We start from the raw sequence: 21551 nt of genomic DNA on the forward strand, positions 1-21551 counted from the left end.
CGTGGGTTACCTCCACTCGCTCGCGAACTCGGCCTCGAGTTCGTCGATCTCTGCTTGGGACAGCGACACCAGTGGCAGATCGGACGGGGTGTGCCCGCCCGCCGACGTGGCGCGGATCATGGCGGTCAGCGCGTCGCACCACAGGTCGGCGAGGGCGCGCACGTCGTCCTCGGACCAGATGCCGGGCGCCCACGACCAGGTGGCCCGGAGCCCGTCCTCGCCGGCCACGGCGGTGATCTCCAGGCCGTGGGCGACGGGGAGGTCGGGGTCGTGGGCGGTGCCGCCCAGGTGCGGCAGCGGTTCCGGAGCCGGTGACCAGTCGCCGTCCGCCATGCGCCCCGTACTCGCCGTACGGCCCAGGTAGTTGAAGCCGACCTGCGGAGCCGGGTGGGCGGCGAGTGCCGGAGCCGTGGCCGGGTCGAGGTGCCGGAGCAGACCGTGTCCGATGCCATGGTCGGGAACCACGCGCACCTGCTCCTTCACACTCCTCAGCACCTGCGCGGAGTCGTCCAGTTCGAGCCCGGTGAGGTCCAGCCGCGCCGGGACGACACTGGTGAACCAGCCCACCGTCCGGGAGAGGTCCACACCCTCGGACACCTCCTCGCGTCCGTGCCGCTCGATGTCCAGCAGCAGCACCGGGTGGCCCCGCCACCGGGCGAACGCGAGCGCCAGTCCGGCCAGCAGGACGTCCTCGGGGCCGGCGTGGAAGGCGGCGGGGACGGTGGTGAGGACGGTGTCGGTGACCGGGGCGGGAAGCGTGCGAGTGAGGTGGCGCATCGTGCCGATGACGTCGCGTCCCGGGTCGGGTCGGCGCGCCCCCGGCACCGGACCGGGGGCCTGGAACATCCGCTGCCAGACGTCCAGCTCGGACGTCCGCGCCCGGGCCTCCCGTTCCAGCAGCAGTGACCAGTGGCGGAACGACGTGCCGACCGGGCGCAGTTCCTCCCCGCGCCAGACGGCGGCCAGGTCGGTGCGGAGAATGTGCCAGGACACGGCGTCCACAGCCAGGTGGTGCACCGTCAGCAGGAGCCGTCCGGGGCGGCCGGGTCCGGCGTCGTACCAGACCGCACGGACCAGTTCGCCCGCCTCCGGCCGCAGTTCGGGCAGCTGTCCGAGGTCCGGGACGGTGGTGACGCGTTCCAGAAGGGTGCGCGCGTCGACGGAGCCGGGCGGCGGAATGTGGGCTTCCCAATCGCCGCTCAGGCGCATCCGCAGCGCGTCATGGTGGTCCAGGATCGTCTGGAGCGCCGCCGCGAGGCCCGTCTCGTCGGCCCCGGCGGGCGTGACGAGCAGCACGGACTGGCTGAACGAGCCGATGGGACCGCCGCGTTCGCGCAGCCGGTGCATCGCCGGGGTGAGCGGCAGGTCCCCGACGGCGGGCTCCCGCACCTCGGCCACCGGTGCCGGGGCCGGACGGGTCACCGCCACCGCCGCGAGGCCCGCGACCGTGCGCTGCTCGAACACGTCACGCGGGGTCAGGCGCAGCCCGGCCGAGAGGGCGCGGCTGACGAGGTGGATGGAGGCGATGCTGTCTCCGCCGAGGTCGAAGAAGCCGTCGTCGACGCCCACATCGTGCTGGTCGAGACCGAGCACCTCGGCGAACAGCCCGCGCAGGGTCTCCTCCTGCGGTGTGCGCGGGGACCGGCTGTCCGTCTCCACGGCGAAGGAGGGAGCCGGCAGTGCGGCCCGGTCCAGCTTGCCGTTGGGCGTCATCGGCAGTGCGTCGAGCACCACCAGCGCCTCCGGAACCATGTGGTCGGGCAGCTGCCGCGCGGCATGCGCCCGTACGTCCGCTCGGTCCACCTCGGCCGACCCCACGACGTACCCGACCAGCCGTCGTACACCCGGCCGGTCCTCGCGCACGGCCACCGCGGCCTGCTCGACGTGGCCGTGCGCGGTGAGCACGCCCTCGATCTCGCCGGGCTCGATCCTCAGACCCCGGATCTTGAGCTGGCCGTCGGCCCGCCCGCGCAACTCCAGCGTGCCGTCGGCGCGGCGCACGGCCAGGTCGCCGGTGCGGTACATGCGCTCCCCGGACGGCCCGAAGGGGTCGGCGACGAACCGCTCGGCGGTCAGGCCTGGCCGGTTCCGGTAACCCCTCGCCACCTGGTCGCCGGCCACGTACAACTCGCCTTCGACGCCGGCCGGTACGGGGGTCAACCACGCGTCGAGGACATACGCCCGGGTGTTCCACATCGGGCGCCCGATGGGCACGGGGCCGGACGGGAGGTCGTCGCCGGGTTCGACGCGGTGGTCGGTGCAGCCGACGGTGAGCTCGGTCGGGCCGTAGTGGTTGATCAGCCGTACGCCGGGGTGGTCCCGGCGCCAGGAGCGCAGCGCCTCCCCGACCAGGGCCTCGCCGCCCAGCATGAACTCCTCGGCGGGCGAGATGTCGTGCGGCAGCGCGGGCAGCAGCGCGAGGTGGCTGGGTGTGGCCTTGAGGAACGTGTAGCCGCCGGACAGCGGCTCCGCGCCCGCCTCGTGGACGGCGGCGATGTGCACCCTGCCGCCCACGGCGAGCGCGCCGTGCAGGGTCGTCACGGTGGCGTCGAACGACATGGTGGCGTGCAGCAGCGAGGTACCGCGCAGGCTCGGATACGCCTCCGCGCAGCGCGCCACGTACGTCGAGAGGTTGCGGTGCTCGACGACGACACCCTTGGGGCGGCCGGTCGTGCCCGAGGTGTAGATCAGGTAGGCCGGGTCGGCAGGGCGGGCCTCGGCGAGCTCGATGCCGGGGGCGTCCGCGTCCGGGCTCACGATCGGGCACGCCACGGCGACGGGCAGCTCCTCCTCGGCGACGACGCACACGGGTTCGGCGTCGGACAGCAGATACGCGGTCCGCTCGGCCGGATGCTCCGGGTCGAGCGGCAGATAGGCCGCACCCGCCTTGAGGACCGCCAGCACGGCCACCGCGAGGTCGACGGACCGCGGTAGCGCGAAGGCGACGATTTGGCCCGGCCCGGCGCCCTGCGAGGTCAGTGCCCGGGCCAACCGGGCCGCACGCGCGTCGAGTTGGCCATAGGTCAAGCTCGTACGGGTGTCCGTCACGGCCACCGCGTCCGGTGTCTCGGCCGCCCGCGCCTCGAACATCCGGTGGAAGGTGGTCGTCGGCACGTCACGAGCGGTGTCGTTGAACTCGACGAGCAGGCGCCGCCGTTCGGCCTCGCCGAGGATGTCGAGCGCGCCGATCGGCCGGTCGGGCTCGTTCACGGCGGCCCGCAGCAGCCGCTCCAGCCGGGCGGCCAGCTCCTCGGCCGTCTGTCGGTCGAAGAGGTCCGCGCTGTACTGGAGGGTGCCCTCGATGCCGTCCGGGGAGCCGTCGCAGGTGCGGCGCTCACCGAGGTTGAACGTCAGGTCGATCTTGGTGGCACCGGTCTCCACGGCAAGCGCGCCGGTCGAGAGGCCCGGCAGGTCGAGCCGGGGTTCGGTGCCGCCGGGGCGGAAGGCGAGCATCACCTGGAACAGCGGGTGCCGGGCGAGCGAGCGTGGCGGGTTGAGGGCCTCGACCAGCTGCTCGAACGGCAGCTCCTGGTGGGCGTAGGCCGCGAGGTCGGTCTCCCGGACCCGGCCGAGGAGGTCCCTGAAGGTGGGGGCGCCGGAGGTGTCGGTGCGCAGGACGAGTGTGTTGAGGAAGCAGCCGATCAAGTCGTCGAGCACCTCGTCGGCGCGGCCCGCGACCGGTGTGCCGAGCGGGATGTCGGTGCCCGCGCCGAGCCGGGTGAGCAGCGCGGCGAGGCCCGCCTGTACGGCCATGAACACCGTCGTGCCGGTCTCGCCCGCCAGTTCGCACAGCCGCCCGTGCAGCGCCGCGTCGAGCCGTACGGGGATGTCACCGCCCTTGTGCGTGGCGCGGGCGGGGCGGGGACGGTCGGCAGGCAGGGCGAGTTCGTCCGGCAGTCCGGTCAGCGTCTTCTTCCAGTGCGCGAGCTGACGGCTCATCACTTCACCGTCGAGCAGCAGTTCCCGCTGCCAGACGCCGAAGGCTGCGTACTGCACCGGCAGCGGCGCCCACCGGGGGTCCCGCCCCTCCCGCCGCGCCCGGTACGCCGTGGTCAGGTCGCGGACGAGGGGCTCCAGGGACCAGCCGTCCGCCGCTATGTGATGCAGCACCAGCAGCAGGACGTGGTCCTCGGGACCGAGGACGAGGAGGTGGGCGCGGAACGGGGCGTCCTCGGTGAGCAGGAACTCGTGGCCCGCCAACTCGGCCAGCCGGTCCGGCAGTTCGGTCTCCGCGACACTCTCGACGTGCAGCCGAGGCCGGGCCTGCGCCGGGTCGAGGAGCCGCTGGCGCGGTGTGCCGTCGGCGTCCGGGTAGACCGTGCGCAGGATCTCGTGCCGGGTGACGACGTCGGCCAGGCCGGCGCGCAGGGCGTCCGGATCGAGCGCGGCGCCTGTCAGCCGTACGGCGAGCGGGATGTGGTACGCCGCACCGGACCCCTCCAGCCGGTCGAGGAACCACAGCCGCCGCTGCGCGGACGACAGCGGAGCCTCGTCGACGACGACACCTGGCGTGAACGGCCGGGAGGCGGGCCGAACGACGGCGTCCGTGCGGAGCAGCCCGGCCAGGGCCGCCGGAGTGGGCGCCTCGAACAGGTCCCGCAGCGTCAGGTCCGCACCCAGCGTGTCGCGGATCCGGCCGATCAGACGCAGGGCGAGCAGGGAATGGCCGCCGAGGCCGAAGAAGCTGTCGTCCAAACCGATGGCGGGCAGGCCCAGGACATCCGCGAAGAGGCCGCACAGTGCCTCCTCCCGCGGTGTGCGCGGGGCGCGGCTGCCGCTCTGCACCGACGGAACCGGAAGGGCGGCACGGTCCAGCTTGCCGTTGGGGGTCAGGGGCAGTCGGTCCAGCCGTACGACCGCGGAGGGCACCATGTAGTCGGGCAGGCGGCCGGTGAGGTGGGCGCGCAGGGCGTCCGTGTGCGGTGCGGTGCCCTCGACGGGGACCGCGTACGCGACCAGGCGGCGGTCGCCGGGACGGTCCTCACGGACGAGCGCGACCGCTTGGGCGATCTCCGGGTGCGCGGCGAGGGCCGCCTCGATCTCGCCGGGCTCTATACGGAACCCGCGCAGCTTGACCTGGCCGTCGGCGCGCCCGTGGAACTCCAGCTCGCCGTCCTCGGCCGGCCGCACCCGGTCCCCGGTGCGGTACATACGGCTGCCCGGCGGGCCGTACGGGTCGGCGGTGAAACGTTCGGCGGTGGCGTCGGGGCGGCCGAGATAGCCGCGGGCGACACCGGGCCCGGCCACGTACAACTCGCCGACCGTGTCCGGTGGGACCGGTCGCAGGGCGCTGTCGAGCACGTAGGCGCGCATGCCGTCGAGCGGGCGGCCGATGGGCAGTGCGTCGGGCACCGAGGCCGTGTCGGGGCAGGGGCGGCACGTGGCGAAGGTGGTGGTCTCGGTCGGGCCGTAGCCGTTGGTGACCGTCAGACCGGGGCAGGCCGTGAGGACCTGGCGCACCGCGGACGCGGGGACGGCCTCGCCACCTGCCCACACCTGGCGCAGCCCGGCGAAGCAGCCGGGGTCCTCCTCGGCGGCCAGCCGGAACAGCCCTGCCGTCAGCCACAGCGCGGTCAGTCCGTGCCGTGCCGTGAGGCGGGCGACCCCGGCGGCGTTCACGTCCTCGTCCGCCGGTGCGACCACGGCCGTGCCGCCGCCCAGCAGTGGCACCCACATCTCGTACGTGGACGCGTCGAACGCGGTCGGCGAGTGGACCAGGACCCGTGCGTGCGCGCCGCCGCCGAACGCCGAGTCGGCGGCGAGGGCGGTGATGTCCCGGTGGGTGACGGCGACACCCTTGGGCGTGCCGGTGGAACCGGACGTGTAGCTGACGTACGCCAGCCGGTCAGGGTGCAGGGGCACGTCGGGGTCGGTGTCGGGCTCGGCGGCGAGTGACGGGTCGGTGGCGCCCACGACGCGGAGACCGTCGTACGTGCCCTCTGTGCCGTCCGTGCCGCTTCCGTCGCCGGTGCCGTCGGTCAGCAGGACCTCCGCGCCCGTCTCGTCGAGGATCCGCGCGGTGCGCGCGGCCGGGGCCCGGGGGTCGAGGCCGACGTATGCGCCACCCGCCTTGAGGACGGCCAGCAGAGCCACGATCAGGTCGTCGGAGCGGCGCATCAGGACGGCGACCCGGTCCTCGGGGCGGACTCCGAGCCGGAGCAGGCGGTGGGCGAGCCGGTTGGCGCGGGCGCTCACGTCACCGCAGGTGCTCTCGCGGTCGCCGTGGACGACGGCCGTGGCGCCGGGTTCGGCGGCCGTGCGCGCCGCGAAGACGCCGGGGACGGTACGGCGACCCGGCTGGACGGGAATCGGCCCGTCCAGCCGGGTCCCCTCTCCGGGCGCCACCAGCTCCACCCGGCCCACCACGGTGCCGGGGCTCACGGCCGCCACCGCGAACCGCTCCACGAAGCGGAGCAGACGCTGGTGGTGGGCGGTCAGCCCGGCCTCCGTGAAGTGCTCGGGGCTCGCGTCCAGGTCAACCCGGATTCCCTTGCCGTCCGAGCGGTCGTAGACATTGACGGCGAGGTCCTCGACCGGCCCCGTGGACAGGTTGTGGCGGGTGGTCGGATGCCCTGCGAAACGCAACTCGGGACCGAAGGCCATGATGTTGACGACCGGGCCGAAGAAACGGCGCCCGTCCTGCGGCCAGTCCAGCCCGCGGCGCAGGTCCTCGCCCCGGAAGCGCTGGTGGGCCAGCAGCTCGCGGGTGGCGCGGGCGGTCTGCCGTACGAGGTCGACGGCTGGGGTGTCGGGGCGTACGGACAGCCGGAGCGGGAGCACGTTGGACGCCATGCCGGGGGTGGCGAGCTCGGTGTCGCTCTCGCGGCCGGTGACGGCGAGGCCGAGGACGACGTCCCGGGCGCCGGTGAGCCGGTGCAGATAGGCGGCGGTCGCCGCGAGGACGACCCGTGACCAGCGGGTGCCGGCGCGATCGGCGGCCGAGTGCACGAGATCGCCCGCCGGTCCGGGCAGGTGGCCGGTGCGGCGCAGGAAGCGATCGGCGACGTGCGGCGGGCGGCTGGTCAGTCCCACCGGGTCGGGCCGGTCGGCCAGGGCACGCGTCCAGTACGCGCGGTCCTGCTCGTGCCGCTCGCCCGCGCGGTAGGCGTCGTCGGCGGCGACCAGCGGGGTCAGGGGAGCGGGTGGCGGGGTGTACGGGGTGCTCTCGGCGAGCGCGGTGTAGGCGTCGGCCACCCGCCGGGCGATCAGTGAGCAGCTGAAGCCGTCGACGGCGATGTGGTGGTAGGCCTGGTACCAGATCCAGTGGTCGCCCGCGAGCCGCAGCAGCGCGTACCGGAACAGGGGCCCGCTTTCGAGGCCGAAGGGCGTGGCGAAGTCGGCCGCCATCCACTCCCGCGCGGACTCGGCTCCGGACGCGTCGACGACAGGCATGGTCCAGCCCGGACCGCTCCCACCGGGCTCGGCGTCGACGAACAGGCGTACGCCGTCGTCGTCGGACGCGAACCGGGACCGCAGCGTCTCGGTCGCGTCCACCACCTGTCGTACGGCCGCGCGGAGCAGCATCGGATCGACGGAGCCGTGGATCTCGGTGTACTCGCCGACGTTGTAGGCGGCACCGGCTGCGTCGAGCCGCTGGCCGAACCACATCGAGCGCTGGGCGGCGGACGGCGTGAGTCCGCGTGGCGCGGTCATCGGCCGGCTCCCGACGTGGCGGTGGACAGCTGGCGCCCCACCTGCTCGGCGACCGCCCGCGGGCCCTCGCCCCCGGGGGTCCAGACGGCGCGCAGCCAGGGTACGGCGGGGACGAGCGCGAGGTCGCCCGCCTGACGGGCCCGGCCGCCGCCGGTGACGTTGAGGAGGATCAGCTCGTCGCGGTCGACGCGCCCGGACCGTACGGCGTCGGCGAGCGCGGCCAGCGCGACACCGGCGCCGGGCTCGATGTCGATGCCCTCGATCTCCTCGAACAGCGCCATGGCGGCGAGGGCGGCCTCGTTGTCCGCGCACAGGACGTCCCCGCCGCTCTCGCACAGTGCCTCGCGCACGCCGCCCCGGACGGTGAACGGGGGGCGGCGGTTGGTCAGTTCGCGAGCCAGCGGCTCGTGCTCACGGTCGGCGCGGGCCTGCCCGCCCGAGTGCCAGGCCTCGTACAGCGGGGCGAACGGCGTGTTCTGACACAACAGCAGGCGTGGCAGAGGCTCGTCGCCCGACCGGATGCGGCGGGCCGCCTCGTGGGCGCCGATGGCGCCCGTACCACTGCCGACGGCCTGGACGTACGTCTGCGGAAGGCATCCGATCGCCTCGGCGGCGGCGAGCATCACGGTGCCCAGACCGTCGCGGCGGGCGACGTTACGGGAGCCGCCCTCGGCTTGGTGGCCGGGCAGCAGGGCCAGCAGCTCGGCGCACGTGATGGCGTCGCTGTAGGTGGCGTCGCCGTCGAGGACGACGATGCGGACGCAGGGGTCGAGCGGACCGGGGAAGCGCATGCCGTCCAGGGCGGGAGCGGGCACGAGGATGAGGCAGGGGACCTGGTGACGGGTGGAGGCCCAGGCGAACGCGGCGGCGGTGTTGCCCGCCGAGGGGATCACGAGGACAGGCGGGTCGGCCGGCAGACGGCCGAGGACCGTGTACGCCTCCAGGTCCTTGAACGTGCACGTCGGCAACTGCGCCCCGCGCTCCGGCCAGTACCCGTTGAAGGCGATCCAGAGTCGGGTCAGACCGAGACGCCGGCCGAGCTCGCCCGCACGGTACACGACAGGGCCGGGTACGTCGGGGAACGTCCGCACCACGGGCATGAGTCGGGCGTGGCGGAAGAGCCCGGTGCCGGTGTGCTCGGCGGTGCCGTCGTACTCGGTGCGCAGAAACGCCGGTTCATGCCGACGGGAGCAGTCGAGGATGAGGCCGTCGTCCTCGTACCGGGCTCCGCAGGAGGAGCACACTAGCGTGTAGTGCCGATTTCCCGGGCGTACTTGGGGGTGTACTCGGGACATTTTCCAGTGCCTTCCGCAGAGCCGCGCTTCGGCGTCAATTGCAACCGGGACACTGCAAATGCGGAGCGACTTGCATATTGCCATTTCCCTAACGCACAGTTGACGTTCCGTTCCCGAGCGCGAGTAGGTATATACCAATGGAGTGTTCAGTTCCGCTTCATCTTCCCTTCTCAGTGGCGTAGTTGAGCTTCCTTGGGCCCTGGGTGACGATCCGTGGCGCACGTGTCTCGACGATGGAACGGCGGGGAAAATGGGCGAAGAGTCGACTCGTGAAGTCGCGGCGGAGTGGGCGGGTTCTTCACCTTCGCCATGGCTCCCTTCCTATATTCCGGTCAGCTTTTCCCCAACGAATGCAAAAGTCGGGGAATCCGCCCCGCCGGACGCGTTCGGTCTGCCGAACCCAGGAATGTTCGGCCGGTCGAACGATGAATCCGCCCGGGAATACAAGGAGCCCGAGCCCGAGGAACTCCTCGCCGCGTACCGGAAGATGGTTGTCGGGCGCCGCTTCGACGTGCAGGCGACCGCGCTCGCCCGTCAGGGCAGGCTCGCGGTCCACCCGTCCAGCCTCGGCCAGGAGGCCTGCCAGGTCGGCGCCGCGCTCGCCCTGCGCGACACCGACTGGCTGTTCCCCACGTACCGCGACTGCACGGCCCTGATGAGCCGTGGCATCGACCCCGTCGAGGCGTTGACCCTGATGCGCGGCGACGGACACTGCGGCTACGACCCCGCACGGCACCGCACCGCGCCCCAGTGCACCCCGCTGGCCACCCACGCCGTCCACGCCACCGGCCTCGCCCACGGCGAGCGCCTCAAGGGCACGGACACGGTTGCCCTCGCCCTGCTCGGGGACGGCGCCACGAGCGAGGGGGACTTCCACGAGGCCCTGAACCTCGCGGGTGTCCTGCGCGCACCGGTGGTCTTCCTCGTGCAGAACAACCGGTACGCCCTCTCCGTGCCGCTCGCCGACCAGACGGCGGCACCGAGCCTGGCGTACAAGGGCGTTGGCCACGGCGTCCGCTCCGAGCAGGTGGACGGCAATGACGCGGTGGCCGTACTCGCCGTCCTGACCGCCGCCGTCGAGGACGCGCGGGCGGGCGGCGGCCCCTGGCTGGTCGAGGCCCACACCTACCGCATGGGCCCGCACACCAGCGCCGACGACCCGTCCCGCTACCGTCCGGTGGAGGAGGCCGAGCACTGGCGTGGGCGCGACCCGATCGACCGGCTGGAGACCCGCCTGCGCGACCGCGGCCTGCTCACCGAGGACGACATCACCACCACGGCGGCCGAGGCCGAGGAGTACGCGGCCGGCCTCCGCACCCGCCTCGCCGAGGACCCCGCCGTGGACCCGCTCGCTCTCCTCGACCATGTGTTCAGCGCCCCTACCCCGCAACTGACCGAGCAACGGGCCGCCCTGCGTGCCGAGTTGGAAGGACGCTGACATGACGGTGACGAATCGGGCGACGGCCACCACGAGTGCGACGGCCACGAGTGCGACGGCCACCACGATGGCGAAGGCCCTGAACTCCGCCCTGCGGGACGCGCTCGACGCGGACGAGCGGGTCGTCGTCTTCGGGGAGGACGTCGGCCGGCTCGGCGGAGTCTTCCGGATCACCGACGGGCTCGCGGACACCTTCGGCGAACGGCGCTGCTTCGACACCCCGGCCTGCGAGGCGGGCATCGCGGGACTCGCGGTCGGTATGGCGATGGCCGGGTTCCGGCCCGTCGTGGAGATGCAGTTCGACGCGTTCGCCTACCCGGCGTTCGAACAGATCGCCTCCCACATCGCCAAGCTCCGCAACCGCACACGCGGTGCCCTCACCCTCCCCCTCGTCATACGCGTCCCCTACGGCGGCGGGATCGGCGGAGTCGAGCACCACAGCGACTCCAGCGAGGCCTACTACGCGCACACGGCGGGCCTGAAGGTCGTCACCCCCGCGACGGTGGCTGACGCGTACTCACTCCTGCGGGAGGCCATCGACGACCCGGACCCCGTGGTGTTCCTGGAACCCAAGCGCCGTTACTGGACGAAGGAAGACGTCCGACTGCCGTCACGCACCGAGCCGTTCGGTACCGCAGCGGTCCGCCGCCCCGGCACCGCCGCCACGCTCGTCGCGTACGGCCCGTCGGTCGCCGTCGCCCTGGAGGCCGCCCGGGAGGCGGCGACCGAGGGCATGGACGTCGAGGTGCTGGACCTGCGCACCATCGTCCCGCTCGACGACCACGCCCTCACCGAGTCGGTACGGCGCACCGGCCGCTGCCTGGTCGTGCACGAGGCACAGGGCTTCGCCGGGGTCGGCGCAGAGATCGCCGCGCAGGTCCAGGAGCGCTGCTTCGACGCTCTGCGGGCCCCCGTGCTGCGCGTCACGGGCCTCGACATCCCCTACCCGCCACCGCTGCTGGAGAGCGCGCATCTGCCGGGTGCCGGGCGGGTGCTGGAGGGGTTGCGGCGGCTGCTGCCCGACGGCGGACGATCGGGCGCGGGCGTAGGACGGGCAATTCCGGTGCCCGCCGCCGGGACGGGCACCGACAGCCGGACCGTACGAACCTTCCAACTGCCGGACCTGGGTGAAGGTCTGGCGGAGGCCGAGGTACTGGAATGGACGGTCGCCGTGGGCGATCACGTCACCCACGACCAGGCCGTGGCCGAGGTCGAGACGGCCAAGTCCGTCGTCACGCTGCCCAGCCCGTTCGCCGGGACGGTGACCGCCCTGCACTGCGCTGCCGGAGAGGTCGTCAAGGTCGGGGCGCCGCTGATGTCGGTGGCGCAGACTTCGGGGGAGGGCGGGGTGAGTGCGGACTCGTCTGCTGGGGCAGGCTCGAGTGCGGACACCTCTGCCGAGACCGGGTCGGGGGCAGTGCTCACCGGGTACGGAACCGGAGCGCGACGTGCCCTCGTCGGGAACAAGGCGGGCCCCTCGGAGGACGGTGAGCTCGAAACCTCTCACCAGCCGGGCATCCGCATCCCCCTCGACGCAGCCGCCGAGAAGTTCCTCCGCGCCCACCGCGACACACCCGCCCTCACCATCTGGGCGGACGCCGATGCCACCGGCCTGCTCACTGCCCGCGACACCCACGGCACGGGTCTGCTTCCGCTGCTGGCCCAGGCCTGCCTCTCCGGGCTCGCCGCCTTCCCCGAACTGAACGCCCGGGTGGACGCCGGCCGGGCGGAGATCGTCCGGCTGCCGCACGTGCACCTCGGCTTCGCCGCTCAGACCGACCACGGCCTGGTCGTTCCCGTCGTGCGGGACGCCGACCGGCTGCCGCTCGACGCCCTCGCCGCCGAACTGCGCCGCCTCACCGACCTCGCCCGGCGTGACGCGGTCCCCGCCGGCCACCTCACCGGTGGCACCTTCACCCTCAACAATTACGGTCCCCTCGGGGTCGACGGTGCCACCCCGATCCTCAACCACCCCCAGACGGCGATGCTCGGCTTCGGCCGCCTCGTCGACCGTCCCTGGGTGGTGGACGGCCGCGTGGAGGTACGCAAGGTCGTTCACTTGTCTCTGACCTTCGACCACCGCGTCTGCGACGGCGGTGTCGCGGCCGGATTCCTGCGCCATGTGATCGCCCGCATCACTGCCGCACAGAGCCCCGGAACAAGCCAATGAGGAATCAGAACAGCTCGACCCGCTCACGGCATCGCCGGAGGTGTCGTAGGCCGAAGGCGTAGACCGTACGGGAGTTGAGGTTCACCCCACGGGTGACGGTGACGGTCATGCCGGACTTCTCCAGCCCTCCCTCGCGCACCGGCGGCGGGTCCGGCCACCCGCCGCCCGTGCGTGCGTCCACCATGAGGGCGCGACCGGAGCCTCTGCGAGAGCCGCAGTCGAGCCGGCGAGAGCGCTGCCCGCGTCGCACTGTTCGGGCACCATGTGGATCCGGCATGCGGGCCGGATCGGGCGCACCTCGGTAACTGGCCCTGCGTCCCCGCTCGCGCTGCATCGCACGCCGAGGCTTGACGGTGGCGTGACCAGTCGTTAATTTACCCGCTTACCAAATCCTCGAGATTCTGCATGCCGTTCGTCATGTCGAACCGTCTTGGCGTCGCGTCAACCGCCACGCGGTCGAAGCCGTCAAGGGCAGGCCGAGCAGCGCCAGAAGCACCTCTCCCCGAGCGAGACCAGCGCGTAGTCATCTCTGATGATGGGAGCGCTCCCATAGGTACAGCGCGGATCAGTGCCAACGGCCAAGAGGAGGAGACATGACGCAAGGTCGGAATGAGCCCGCGAGCAGCGAGCGGAGATCGCCGAGCCGGAGGACCGTCCTGGCGACGATGGGGGCCCTGCCGGTCCTCACGGCCACGGCGTCGACCGTGGGGACTTCGGGAGCGGCGGCCGTGACGGCCGCCGCCACGGCGGTCATCGACCCGTCGGCGCAGCGGCAGACGATCCGAGGCTTCGGCGGCATGACCCATACCGCCTGGATCGGCGACCTGTCAGCCGCCCAGCGGGACACGGCGTTCGGCACCGGCGAGGGCCGACTGGGCTTCTCCGTGCTGAGGATCCCCGTCCCCGAGAACCAGACGGACTGGAGCCGTGACCTGGCGACGGCGAGGCGCGCGACCGAGCTCGGGGCGACTGTCATCGCGTCGCCGTGGAATCCCCCCGCCCGCATGGTCGAGACCTTCGTCCGCGGCACTCAGACGGACGCGAAACGCCTCAGGCACGACATGTACGGCGCCTACGCCCAGCACCTCAACGACTTCAACGGGTTCCTGAGGAACAACGGGGTGAACCTGTACGGCATATCGGTGCAGAACGAGCCCGACTACGCTCATGACTGGACGTGGTGGACTCCCGCCGAAATGGTCCGTTTCCTGCGGGAGAACGCCGGCTCGATCGGCACCAGGGTCATCGCGCCCGAGTCCTTCCAGTACCGGAAGAACATCTCGGACCCGATCCTCAACGACTCCGCGGCGCTCGCCAACGTGGACATCATCGGGGCCCACCTCTACGGCACGCAGTTCGCGGACTTCCCCTACCCCCTCTTCAAGCAGAAGGGGGCGGGCAAGGAACTCTGGATGACCGAGGTCTACTACCCCAACAGCAGCGATTCGGCGGACCTCTGGCCGCAGGCGCTGGACGTGGCGGAGCACATCCACCGTGCCATGGTGGACGCCGAGTTCCAGGCGTACATCTGGTGGTACATCCGGCGCAGTTACGGTCCCATGCGGGAGGACGGCCGGATCAGCAAGCGCGGCGCCGGCATGGCGCACTTCGCCAGGTTCGTCCGCCCCGGGTACGTGCGGATCGAGGCGACGGCGAACCCGGCGTCGAACGTCTACGTCTCGGCGTACCGGGGCGGTAGGTCCACGGTCGTCGTGGTGGCCGTCAACAAGGGGACATCCGCGGTGAGTCAGCGGTTCACCCTGGCGAACAGCACGGCGTCCAGCGCCTCGTCCTGGTTGACCGACGCGAGCAGGAACGTCGCACCCCAGGGCGCGACCGGCGTGTCGAACGGCTCCTTCACCGCCACGCTTCCCGCTCGAAGCGTGACCACCTTCGTGGCGGCGTGACCGAGGCTCCTGGCGGGAGCGGCAGCGGCGTTTAGTGCGGACTGGTGAACCGCAACAGTGGCAAGGCGCTCGAAGTCGCGCGGCGCGACCGCCCCGTCGCCGGGGAGCCCGTTGGCGTAGAGCGCCCTGAGTCGGTCCAGCGGGAGTTCCCCGAGCAGGTCCTTGCCGCCTGAGGTCGGGTGGGCGGGCAGGAGTGTGCCGGTCCGGAAGCCGACGCGCAGCGTCTGGGGCCCCTCCACGCCGTCCAGGAAACGGGTTCCGTTGCCCTCCAGGACCATCAGGTGAGTGGTCTCGCGGGCCGCGTCCGTTATCTGGGCCCGCGCGAGGTCGCCCCCTCCCACCGCCAGGGTGCCCTCCGGTTCGTCGTCGACGGCGAGGGCGTGTGAACCAACGTCGACGGTGCCGCGGTGGCGATGCGCCGCGGCGATCTGCTGCTGACGCCGAGCTGGGCCTTCCACGAGCACCAGAACGGCACCGACGAGCCGATGACGTGACTACCTGCGCAAGGAGCGCGAGGTGCCCGTCGCGCGCTTGCAGGCCGCCTGGGTGGACATCGTGCGGCGCATGACCCGACCTGGTGCGGGGTGACCCGGATGGGGGCAAACCCTGCTGGGTGGTTGATCGGTAAATATGTCGCGTGTCGCTGAGGGTGTCGGGATACTGCCTCGGTGCCTCTTACCGAACTGCCTCGACTGCTTCGGCCTCGTGCCCTGAGGCCGGGAGATCTCGTCGTCGTCGCATCGCTGTCCGGGCCCCTCCACGCCGTTCATGAGCCCGACCTCGAGAAGGCGGTAGCCGTGCTTCAGCGGATGGGATTCCGCGTGCGTCGGGCGCCGCTGCTCGAAGCGGGGCGGCACCGCTGGTGGAGCGCGGCCACGCCGGCGGAGATCGCCAGGGAACTCAACGGTCTGCTGCGTGATCCTGAGGTGCGCGCGATCATCGCGCATGACGGCGGCCAGACGGTGTTCGGCTACCTCGACATGATCGACGTCGAGGCGATCATGGCCGACCCCAAGCCGATCCTCGGCTACAGCGACATCTCGCTTCTGCATCTGGCGCTCTACGCGCGCACGGGTCTGGTCGGGTTCCACGCCGACGTGGCCACCCCTGGACTCGGCGGGCACTGGCAGGCCGCGCCCGCAGCGCGCCAAGCGGTGCTGGAGAAGCTCTACTTGACGCTGCTGACCGGGACGGAGCCGATCGGTGCGCTGCCGGCCACCCCGTCGTGGGAGTGCTGGCGTGCCGGTCGCGCCGAAGGCCGGCTGATCGGCGGGGTGATCAATCGCATCGTGCTGAACCAGGCGACGCGCTACGCGCTGCCGCTCGAATGGTTCGACGGCGCGGTGCTGTTCTGGGAGGAGCTGGGCGGCCAGGCATCGCATGTGTGGAGCTACCTACAGGTACTGCGGCACGCCGGCGTCCTTGATCGAATCGCCGGCATGGTCGTGGGCATCCCGACCGCGATCGACGGACTCGACTCGCCCGACGCGTCCCCGACCCTGCAAGAGATGGTCCTCGACGTCCTCGGCGACCGTGACATCCCGGTCCTGGGCAACGTCGAGGTCGGACACGCCGGCCCGAATCTGCCGATGCCGGTCGGCATCCGCGTCGCCCTCGACGCGCAGCAGCTCACATTGTCGCTGCTCGAACCGGCGGTACGCCCGCTCACGGTGACCGGACCGGGCGGCTGAGCAACGCGGATCAGCGGGCTTCTTCATGGGGCGTGCCCGGATCGTGATCGATCCTGCTCCCCGGACCTGGTCCTTGGGTCCCGCGCGATGCCGTCCCTACGCGGAGTGCCGGTGACCGGTGTCCGCCGCGGAGTCGGACGTGGTACTCACGGGCAGGAGTTGGGGGCGTTTCGCGGTGCGGCCGTCACCGGAGGACCGGCCGCGCAGACGGCGTCCGAGCCAGGGGCCGAGGTGTGCGGCCGCCCAGCGCAGTTCGGCTCCCGCGGCCTGCCAGCCGCTGGGAAGCCTCTGCGGCGGGAGGGGGAGCGTCCAGGCGTCGTCGCTGCCGGGCAGGTGGATGGCTTGGGCGAGGGCTGCGGCGATCCGTTCGTGGCCGAGGGGGCTGGCGTGCAGACGGTCCGCGGTCCACAGCCGCGGGTCGGTGGTGACGGCCGGTCGGCCGGTTTCGGCGACCGCGACCCCGTGGCGGGCGGCCGCAGCGCGGATGCCGGCATTGAGGTCGAACACGCGGGACCTGATGGGCCGGGCAAGGGGCGCGATCGCTCCGATGTGGGGGAAGGTCAGTGTCACCACGTGGGTCCCAGCATCCGTGAGCGCGGCGAACATCTCTTCCAGGTGCCCGGTCACCTCTGCGGCGTTGAACCGGGGCCGGAGCAGGTCGTTGACCCCGGCGACGACGGTGGCCAGGTCGGGACGCAGGGCCAGGGCAGGCCCCAGCTGTTCCGTGCGGATCTGGCCGGCGGTACGTCCTCGTACGGCCAGATTGGCGTACCGAAGCCCGGGGTTGACGGCTGCGAGGTGCTCGGCGAGCCGGTCGGCGAAGCCGCGCAGGCCGACGGTGTCGTCCCCGTCGCCCAGCCCCTCGGTCTGGCTGTCGCCCAGGGCGACGTAGCGCATGTATTCACCGCTCGGCATGAGTCGTCCGCCTTTCCCGCAGGACGGTTGCGATCCGCAGGCACCAGTCCCGGTGGCCCTGCTCGAAGGCGATGCCGCGCAGGCAGGTGAGGTACGGCCCGATCCGCTCGCCTCGGCGCAGGAACTCCTCCTCGTCCGCGTCACCGCGAAGTTGACGCAGCAGCTTGCCGAGAAGCTCGATCTTGGCCTCGGCCGCAGACGCTCGCTCTTCGAGCTGTTCGATCACCGACGCGGTACCGATGCGGTCGGCGACCTGGACCTTGACGAGCAGATCGTCGCGGATGAACGAGGGCTTCGCCACGGCTGCGGCGAACTCTTCCAGCTCGGCGCGGCCGGCGTCGGTGACGTGGAACAACCGCTTGTTGGGCCGGTTTTCCTGGATCACCTGCCGACCCGCGACCAGCCCTTCCTTCTCCAGCCTGGTCAGCTCGGCGTACAGCTGCTGGGGCAGGGCGTGCCAGAAGTTCGCGACGCCGACGTCGAACGCCTTCGCCAGCTGGTATCCGCTGTACTCGCCGTCCAGCAGCGCCGCCAGCACGGCGTGTCGCAAGGCCATCGAAGCAGCCCCTTCCTTCCCTTGTCCGCAGCTGCATCATACTCAAGAAAATGACTAATCACTTCCTTGTGTATCAGGGCACGGGGCTGACCAGGGACACGCCCGGCGGTGTGGGCGGCCGTTGCGGCGTCGGGGGACAGTCACATTGCCGCCCCGCGTGAGCCCCGTCTCACCTGGCCGGCACCCCTTGGCTATGCAACGAGTTGCATAGAAGGATCGGGCTATGGCGCTCGAGCACGCGATCCTCGTCTCCCTGCTGGAGAAGCCGGGCTCCGGCTATGAGCTGGCCCGGCGTTTCGAGCGGTCCATCGGATACTTCTGGACCGCCACGCATCAGCAGATCTACCGCGTTCTCAAGCGCATGGAGAGCGAGGGCCTGCTCGCCGTCCGCGAGCTGTCGCAGCAGAGCCGACCGGACAAGAAGGAGTACTCCGTCGTAGGCCCCGGCCGCGCCGTCCTCTCTCAGTGGCTGCACCAGTCGATCCAACCCGAGAGCATGCGGCACGAACTCGCCGTCAAGATCCGAGGCGCGGCCTTCGACGACCCGTCTGTGCTGATCCGTGAGGTCGAACGGCACCGCCAGGTGCACATCGACCGGCTGGCGCACTATCAGGCCGGGGAACTGCGCGACTTCACCGGCCCGGCGGCTCCCACCCCGCTCGACGCCGGTCAGGAGCTGCAGCATGTCGTGCTGCGCGGCGGCATCGCGTACGAGCGGATGACGATCGCCTGGCTCGACGACGTACTCGGCACACTCCGCCGGCTCGGCACGTCACCCTCGCCGGCCTGACCTGCCGGCCGCCGCGGCCCGCGCTCCGCGACCTTCAGACCTGCACCCTCATCCCTCATCCCGCAACCCTCAACCCTCGGAAGGCGGACCCCTGTGGCCGACTCCCTCCTCTTCAACCCCCGTACGTACGACCCGGCGCGGTTCGACCCCGAGACCCGCAGGTTGCTGCGTGCCACCGTCGACTGGTTCGAGGACCGCGGCAAGCGCAGGCTCATCGAGGACTACCGTTCCCGCGCCTGGCTGGCCGACTTCCTCGCGTTCGCAGCCAAGGAAGGGCTGTTCGCCACGTTCCTCACCCCGGCGTCCGCCGCCGGACGCGAGGGCCGGCGCTGGGACACGGCCCGGATCGCCGCCCTCAACGAGATCTTCGGGTTCTACGGGCTCGACTACTGGTACGCGTGGCAGGTGACCATCCTCGGTCTCGGACCGGTCTGGCAGAGCGACAACACCGCGGCGCGCACCCGTGCGGCAGAACTCCTCGCCCAGGGTGAGGTGTTCGCCTTCGGTCTCTCCGAGAAGACCCATGGCGCCGACATCTACTCCACCGACATGCTGCTGACGCCGGACGGCAGCGGCGGCTTCACGGCGACGGGCTCCAAGTACTACATCGGCAACGGCAATGCCGCCGGCCTCGTCTCGGTCTTCGGTCGACGCACCGACGTGGAGGGCCCCGACGGCTACGTGTTCTTCGCCGCGGACAGCCGCCACCCGGCCTATCACCTCGTGCAGAACGTCGTCGACTCCTCGAAGTACGTCAGTGAGTTCCGCCTCGAGGGTTACCCGGTGGGCCCGGACGACGTCCTGCACACCGGCCGCGCCGCCTTCGACGCCGCCCTCAACACCGTCAACGTCGGCAAGTTCAATCTCTGCACCGCCTCGATCGGCATCTGCGAGCACGCGATGTACGAGGCGGTGACCCACGCCCACAGCCGCATCCTTTACGGCCGCCCCGTCACCGCCTTCCCACACGTGCGCCGCGAGCTGGCCGACGCGTACGTCCGTCTCGTCGGCATGAAGCTGTTCAGCGACCGCGCCGTCGACTACTTCCGCTCCGCCTCGCCGGACGACCGCCGCTACCTGCTCTTCAACCCGATGACGAAGATGAAGGTGACCACGGAGGGCGAGAAGGTCATCGACCTGATGTGGGACGTGATCGCCGCCAAGGGCTTCGAGAAGGACACCTACTTCGCCCAGGCCGCCGTCGAGATCAGGGGGTTGCCCAAGCTCGAGGGCACGGTCCACGTCAACCTGGCGCTGATCCTCAAGTTCATGCGCAACCACCTCCTGAACCCGGCCGAGTTCGCGGCCGTACCGACCCGCCTCGACGCGGCCGACGACACGTTCCTCTTCGAACAGGGACCGGCTCGTGGCCTGGGCTCCGTGCGCTTCCACGACTGGCGCCCCGCCTACGACGCGTACGCCGGCGTGCCGAACGTCGCCCGGTTCCGCGAGCAGGCCGACGCCCTGTGCGAGTTCGTCGCCACCGCGGCCCCCGACGAGGAGCAGAGCCGCGACCTCGATCTTCTTCTCGCCGTGGGCCAGCTGTTCGCGCTGGTGGTGCACGGCCAGCTGATCCTGGAGCAGGCCCGCCTGACGGACCTTGACGAGGACGTGCTCGACGAGCTGTTCTCGGTCCTCGTCCGCGACTTCTCCGCCTTCGCCGTCGAACTGCACGGCAAGGACTCCGCCACCGTGGATCAGCAGCGCTGGGCGCTCGGTGCCGTCCGGCGTCCCGTCGTCGACGAAGCGCGGTCGGGGCGCGTCTGGGAGCGCGTGGAGGCACTGTCCGGGGCGTACGAGATGGCGCCGTGACAGTCCGCCTGGGGGGCTCGTCGCCACGCGACGGTCAGAGTCCTCGGGAGCATTAGCGCTCGCACTGTGGCCCTCCGCGCGACCTGCCGCGCGGAGGGCCACGGTACGTTGCGCCGGCTTCGCCACATACCCGCCGCGGTCGTCGCCATGGCGGGTACCGGCGGGGTCATGCCCCTCGGCTCAGCAGGGCGGGCCGGACCGGTCCGGGCCCGTCAGGACTGAACGTCGACGACGGTTCGCACTCTGTGGGCCCGTTCAAGGTCCTGCTGAGTGCGCCGGTTGCCACGTCCCACCGTGTATCGGCGCGTCGCCGTTGCCGGTGGCCAGGCCGACGCGCCCTACGCGCGGATGGTGAAGCCCGGGCGGAGCGGAATCCCTCCCGCCGGATAGGGTTGGCCGGGTGGAGATGCTGCACCTGCGATACTTCGTCGCCGTCGCCGAGGAACTGAACTTCACCGCCGCAGCCCGCAGACTGCACATGTCGACGCCCCCGCTGAGTCAGCGGATCAAGGATCTCGAGCACGAGATCGGGCACAGGTTGTTCGACCGCAGTACCCACCACGTGATGCTCACCCCGGCCGGCGCCGCGCTGCTGCCCATCGCGCGCGACGTACTGGAGCAGGTCAACTCCATTCCCTGGCGGCTGCGCGAGGCCATGCGGCCGCAGCGCGGCACCGTGTTCCTCGGCATGCCCGCCGGTGTTCACCCGGACCTGCGTGAACGGGTCAAGGCCCTCGCCGGTCGCGTCCGTGAGCGGTTCGAGCTCAAGCGCTGGCCCGGCGCCACCGCCGACCTGGTCAACGCCGTGCGCGACGGCAGACTCGCGTTGACGCTGGCCCGGCTCCCGGTCGCCGACCCGGCGCTGGAACAGCTGACGGTGATGTCGGAGCGGCTCGGCGCGGTGGTGCCGGCGGACCGGTTCGCCGAGCGGGACTCCATCGCACTGGCCGAGCTGACCGACCTCCCCTACGTCGCCTCACCCGCGGAGATAACTCCGGCGTATTTCGACGAGCTCGACCGTCAGTTGTCGGAACTCGGGGTCAGGAAACGCATCAAGCTCACCAACACGGGCTTCGGCGCGGCCTCCGAAATCATTTCCTGCGGGCTGGCATTCTCCATTTCGATGCTCGACGCCAGAAGCCCCATGCAGGGTTACCGGGTGGAGAACGTGACCATTCTTCCCTTCTCGGATTTCCGGCCCCGCCTGGACACGGCCCTGCTCTGGCACCGTGAGCGCGCTCAAGGTGGCGACCTCGAAGAGCTCGTCGACGCCGCTCGTGACATCTTCGGTGAACCTCTCGATATCTGACAGGAATTGAGAGGG

The 21551-nt window shown here is 71.5% G+C and carries 13 protein-coding genes and 1 pseudogene; 8 read left to right on the plus strand and 6 right to left on the minus strand.

Annotated elements, in window-relative coordinates:
* Positions 1 to 6: 6 nt before the first annotated feature.
* Both AQJ84_RS08115 and AQJ84_RS08120 read right to left on the minus strand, forming a co-directional pair.
* Positions 7 to 7653 (minus strand): non-ribosomal peptide synthetase, encoded by a 7647-nt coding sequence (locus AQJ84_RS08115; protein ID WP_053191981.1) that lies wholly within the window; start codon positions 7651 to 7653, stop codon positions 7 to 9.
* On the minus strand, positions 7650 to 8897 hold the full coding sequence (locus AQJ84_RS08120; RefSeq protein ID WP_259294340.1) for a cysteate synthase: 1248 nt from the start codon (positions 8895 to 8897) through the stop codon (positions 7650 to 7652). The genes AQJ84_RS08115 and AQJ84_RS08120 overlap by 4 nt, the downstream gene beginning before the upstream one ends.
* A 457-nt stretch (positions 8898 to 9354) precedes the next feature.
* Between AQJ84_RS08120 and AQJ84_RS08125 the strand changes: the two genes are divergently transcribed.
* Both AQJ84_RS08125 and AQJ84_RS08130 read left to right on the plus strand, forming a co-directional pair.
* Positions 9355 to 10386: a thiamine pyrophosphate-dependent enzyme gene (locus AQJ84_RS08125; RefSeq protein WP_051870263.1), complete on the plus strand. Its 1032-nt coding sequence runs from the start codon at positions 9355 to 9357 to the stop codon at positions 10384 to 10386.
* A 1-nt stretch (position 10387) separates the two neighbouring features.
* On the plus strand, positions 10388 to 12556 hold the full coding sequence (locus AQJ84_RS08130) for a 2-oxo acid dehydrogenase subunit E2 (RefSeq protein WP_079022699.1): 2169 nt from the start codon (positions 10388 to 10390) through the stop codon (positions 12554 to 12556).
* A gap of 4 nt (positions 12557 to 12560) precedes the next feature.
* Here the strand turns inward: AQJ84_RS08130 and AQJ84_RS08135 are convergent, their stop codons facing one another.
* Positions 12561 to 12740, minus strand: coding sequence for a hypothetical protein (locus tag AQJ84_RS08135; protein ID WP_030044758.1), 180 nt, complete (start codon positions 12738 to 12740; stop codon positions 12561 to 12563).
* A 409-nt stretch (positions 12741 to 13149) separates the two neighbouring features.
* Between AQJ84_RS08135 and AQJ84_RS08140 the strand changes: the two genes are divergently transcribed.
* Positions 13150 to 14463, plus strand: coding sequence for a glycoside hydrolase family 30 beta sandwich domain-containing protein (locus tag AQJ84_RS08140; protein ID WP_053191985.1), 1314 nt, complete (start codon positions 13150 to 13152; stop codon positions 14461 to 14463).
* A 173-nt stretch (positions 14464 to 14636) separates the two neighbouring features.
* Here the strand turns inward: AQJ84_RS08140 and AQJ84_RS45240 are convergent.
* Positions 14637 to 14741: pseudogene (locus tag AQJ84_RS45240) on the minus strand (IclR family transcriptional regulator); the annotation flags it as partial.
* Between the two features lie 135 nt (positions 14742 to 14876).
* On the opposite strand from AQJ84_RS45240, the gene AQJ84_RS43975 reads away from it, so the two are divergent.
* The gene (locus AQJ84_RS43975; RefSeq protein ID WP_259294342.1) at positions 14877 to 14957 is read left to right on the plus strand and encodes a hypothetical protein; all 81 of its coding nucleotides are present in this window, start codon (positions 14877 to 14879) and stop codon (positions 14955 to 14957) included.
* A 174-nt stretch (positions 14958 to 15131) separates the two neighbouring features.
* The gene (locus AQJ84_RS08150) at positions 15132 to 16154 is read left to right on the plus strand and encodes a S66 peptidase family protein (protein WP_374935410.1); all 1023 of its coding nucleotides are present in this window, start codon (positions 15132 to 15134) and stop codon (positions 16152 to 16154) included.
* Between the two features lie 96 nt (positions 16155 to 16250).
* Here AQJ84_RS08150 and AQJ84_RS08155 read toward each other — a convergent pair whose 3' ends face one another.
* Both AQJ84_RS08155 and AQJ84_RS08160 read right to left on the minus strand, forming a co-directional pair.
* Positions 16251 to 17069 (minus strand): SGNH/GDSL hydrolase family protein, encoded by an 819-nt coding sequence (locus AQJ84_RS08155; RefSeq protein WP_053191987.1) that lies wholly within the window; start codon positions 17067 to 17069, stop codon positions 16251 to 16253.
* On the minus strand, positions 17056 to 17625 hold the full coding sequence (locus AQJ84_RS08160; RefSeq protein WP_030044754.1) for a PadR family transcriptional regulator: 570 nt from the start codon (positions 17623 to 17625) through the stop codon (positions 17056 to 17058). The genes AQJ84_RS08155 and AQJ84_RS08160 overlap by 14 nt, the downstream gene beginning before the upstream one ends.
* 223 nt (positions 17626 to 17848) lie before the next feature.
* Between AQJ84_RS08160 and AQJ84_RS08165 the strand changes: the two genes are divergently transcribed.
* The 3 genes from AQJ84_RS08165 (at position 17849) to AQJ84_RS08175 (ending at position 21536) form a co-directional block, all read left to right on the plus strand.
* Positions 17849 to 18415: a PadR family transcriptional regulator gene (locus AQJ84_RS08165; RefSeq protein ID WP_030044753.1), complete on the plus strand. Its 567-nt coding sequence runs from the start codon at positions 17849 to 17851 to the stop codon at positions 18413 to 18415.
* Between the two features lie 93 nt (positions 18416 to 18508).
* Positions 18509 to 20227, plus strand: coding sequence for an acyl-CoA dehydrogenase family protein (locus tag AQJ84_RS08170; protein WP_030044752.1), 1719 nt, complete (start codon positions 18509 to 18511; stop codon positions 20225 to 20227).
* 406 nt (positions 20228 to 20633) lie between these two features.
* Positions 20634 to 21536, plus strand: coding sequence for a LysR family transcriptional regulator (locus AQJ84_RS08175; RefSeq protein ID WP_225877451.1), 903 nt, complete (start codon positions 20634 to 20636; stop codon positions 21534 to 21536).
* The last annotated feature ends 15 nt before the right edge of the window (positions 21537 to 21551 follow it).

The sequence above is a fragment of the Streptomyces resistomycificus genome (assembly GCF_001514265.1).
Classification (GTDB): Bacteria; Actinomycetota; Actinomycetes; order Streptomycetales; family Streptomycetaceae; genus Streptomyces; species Streptomyces resistomycificus.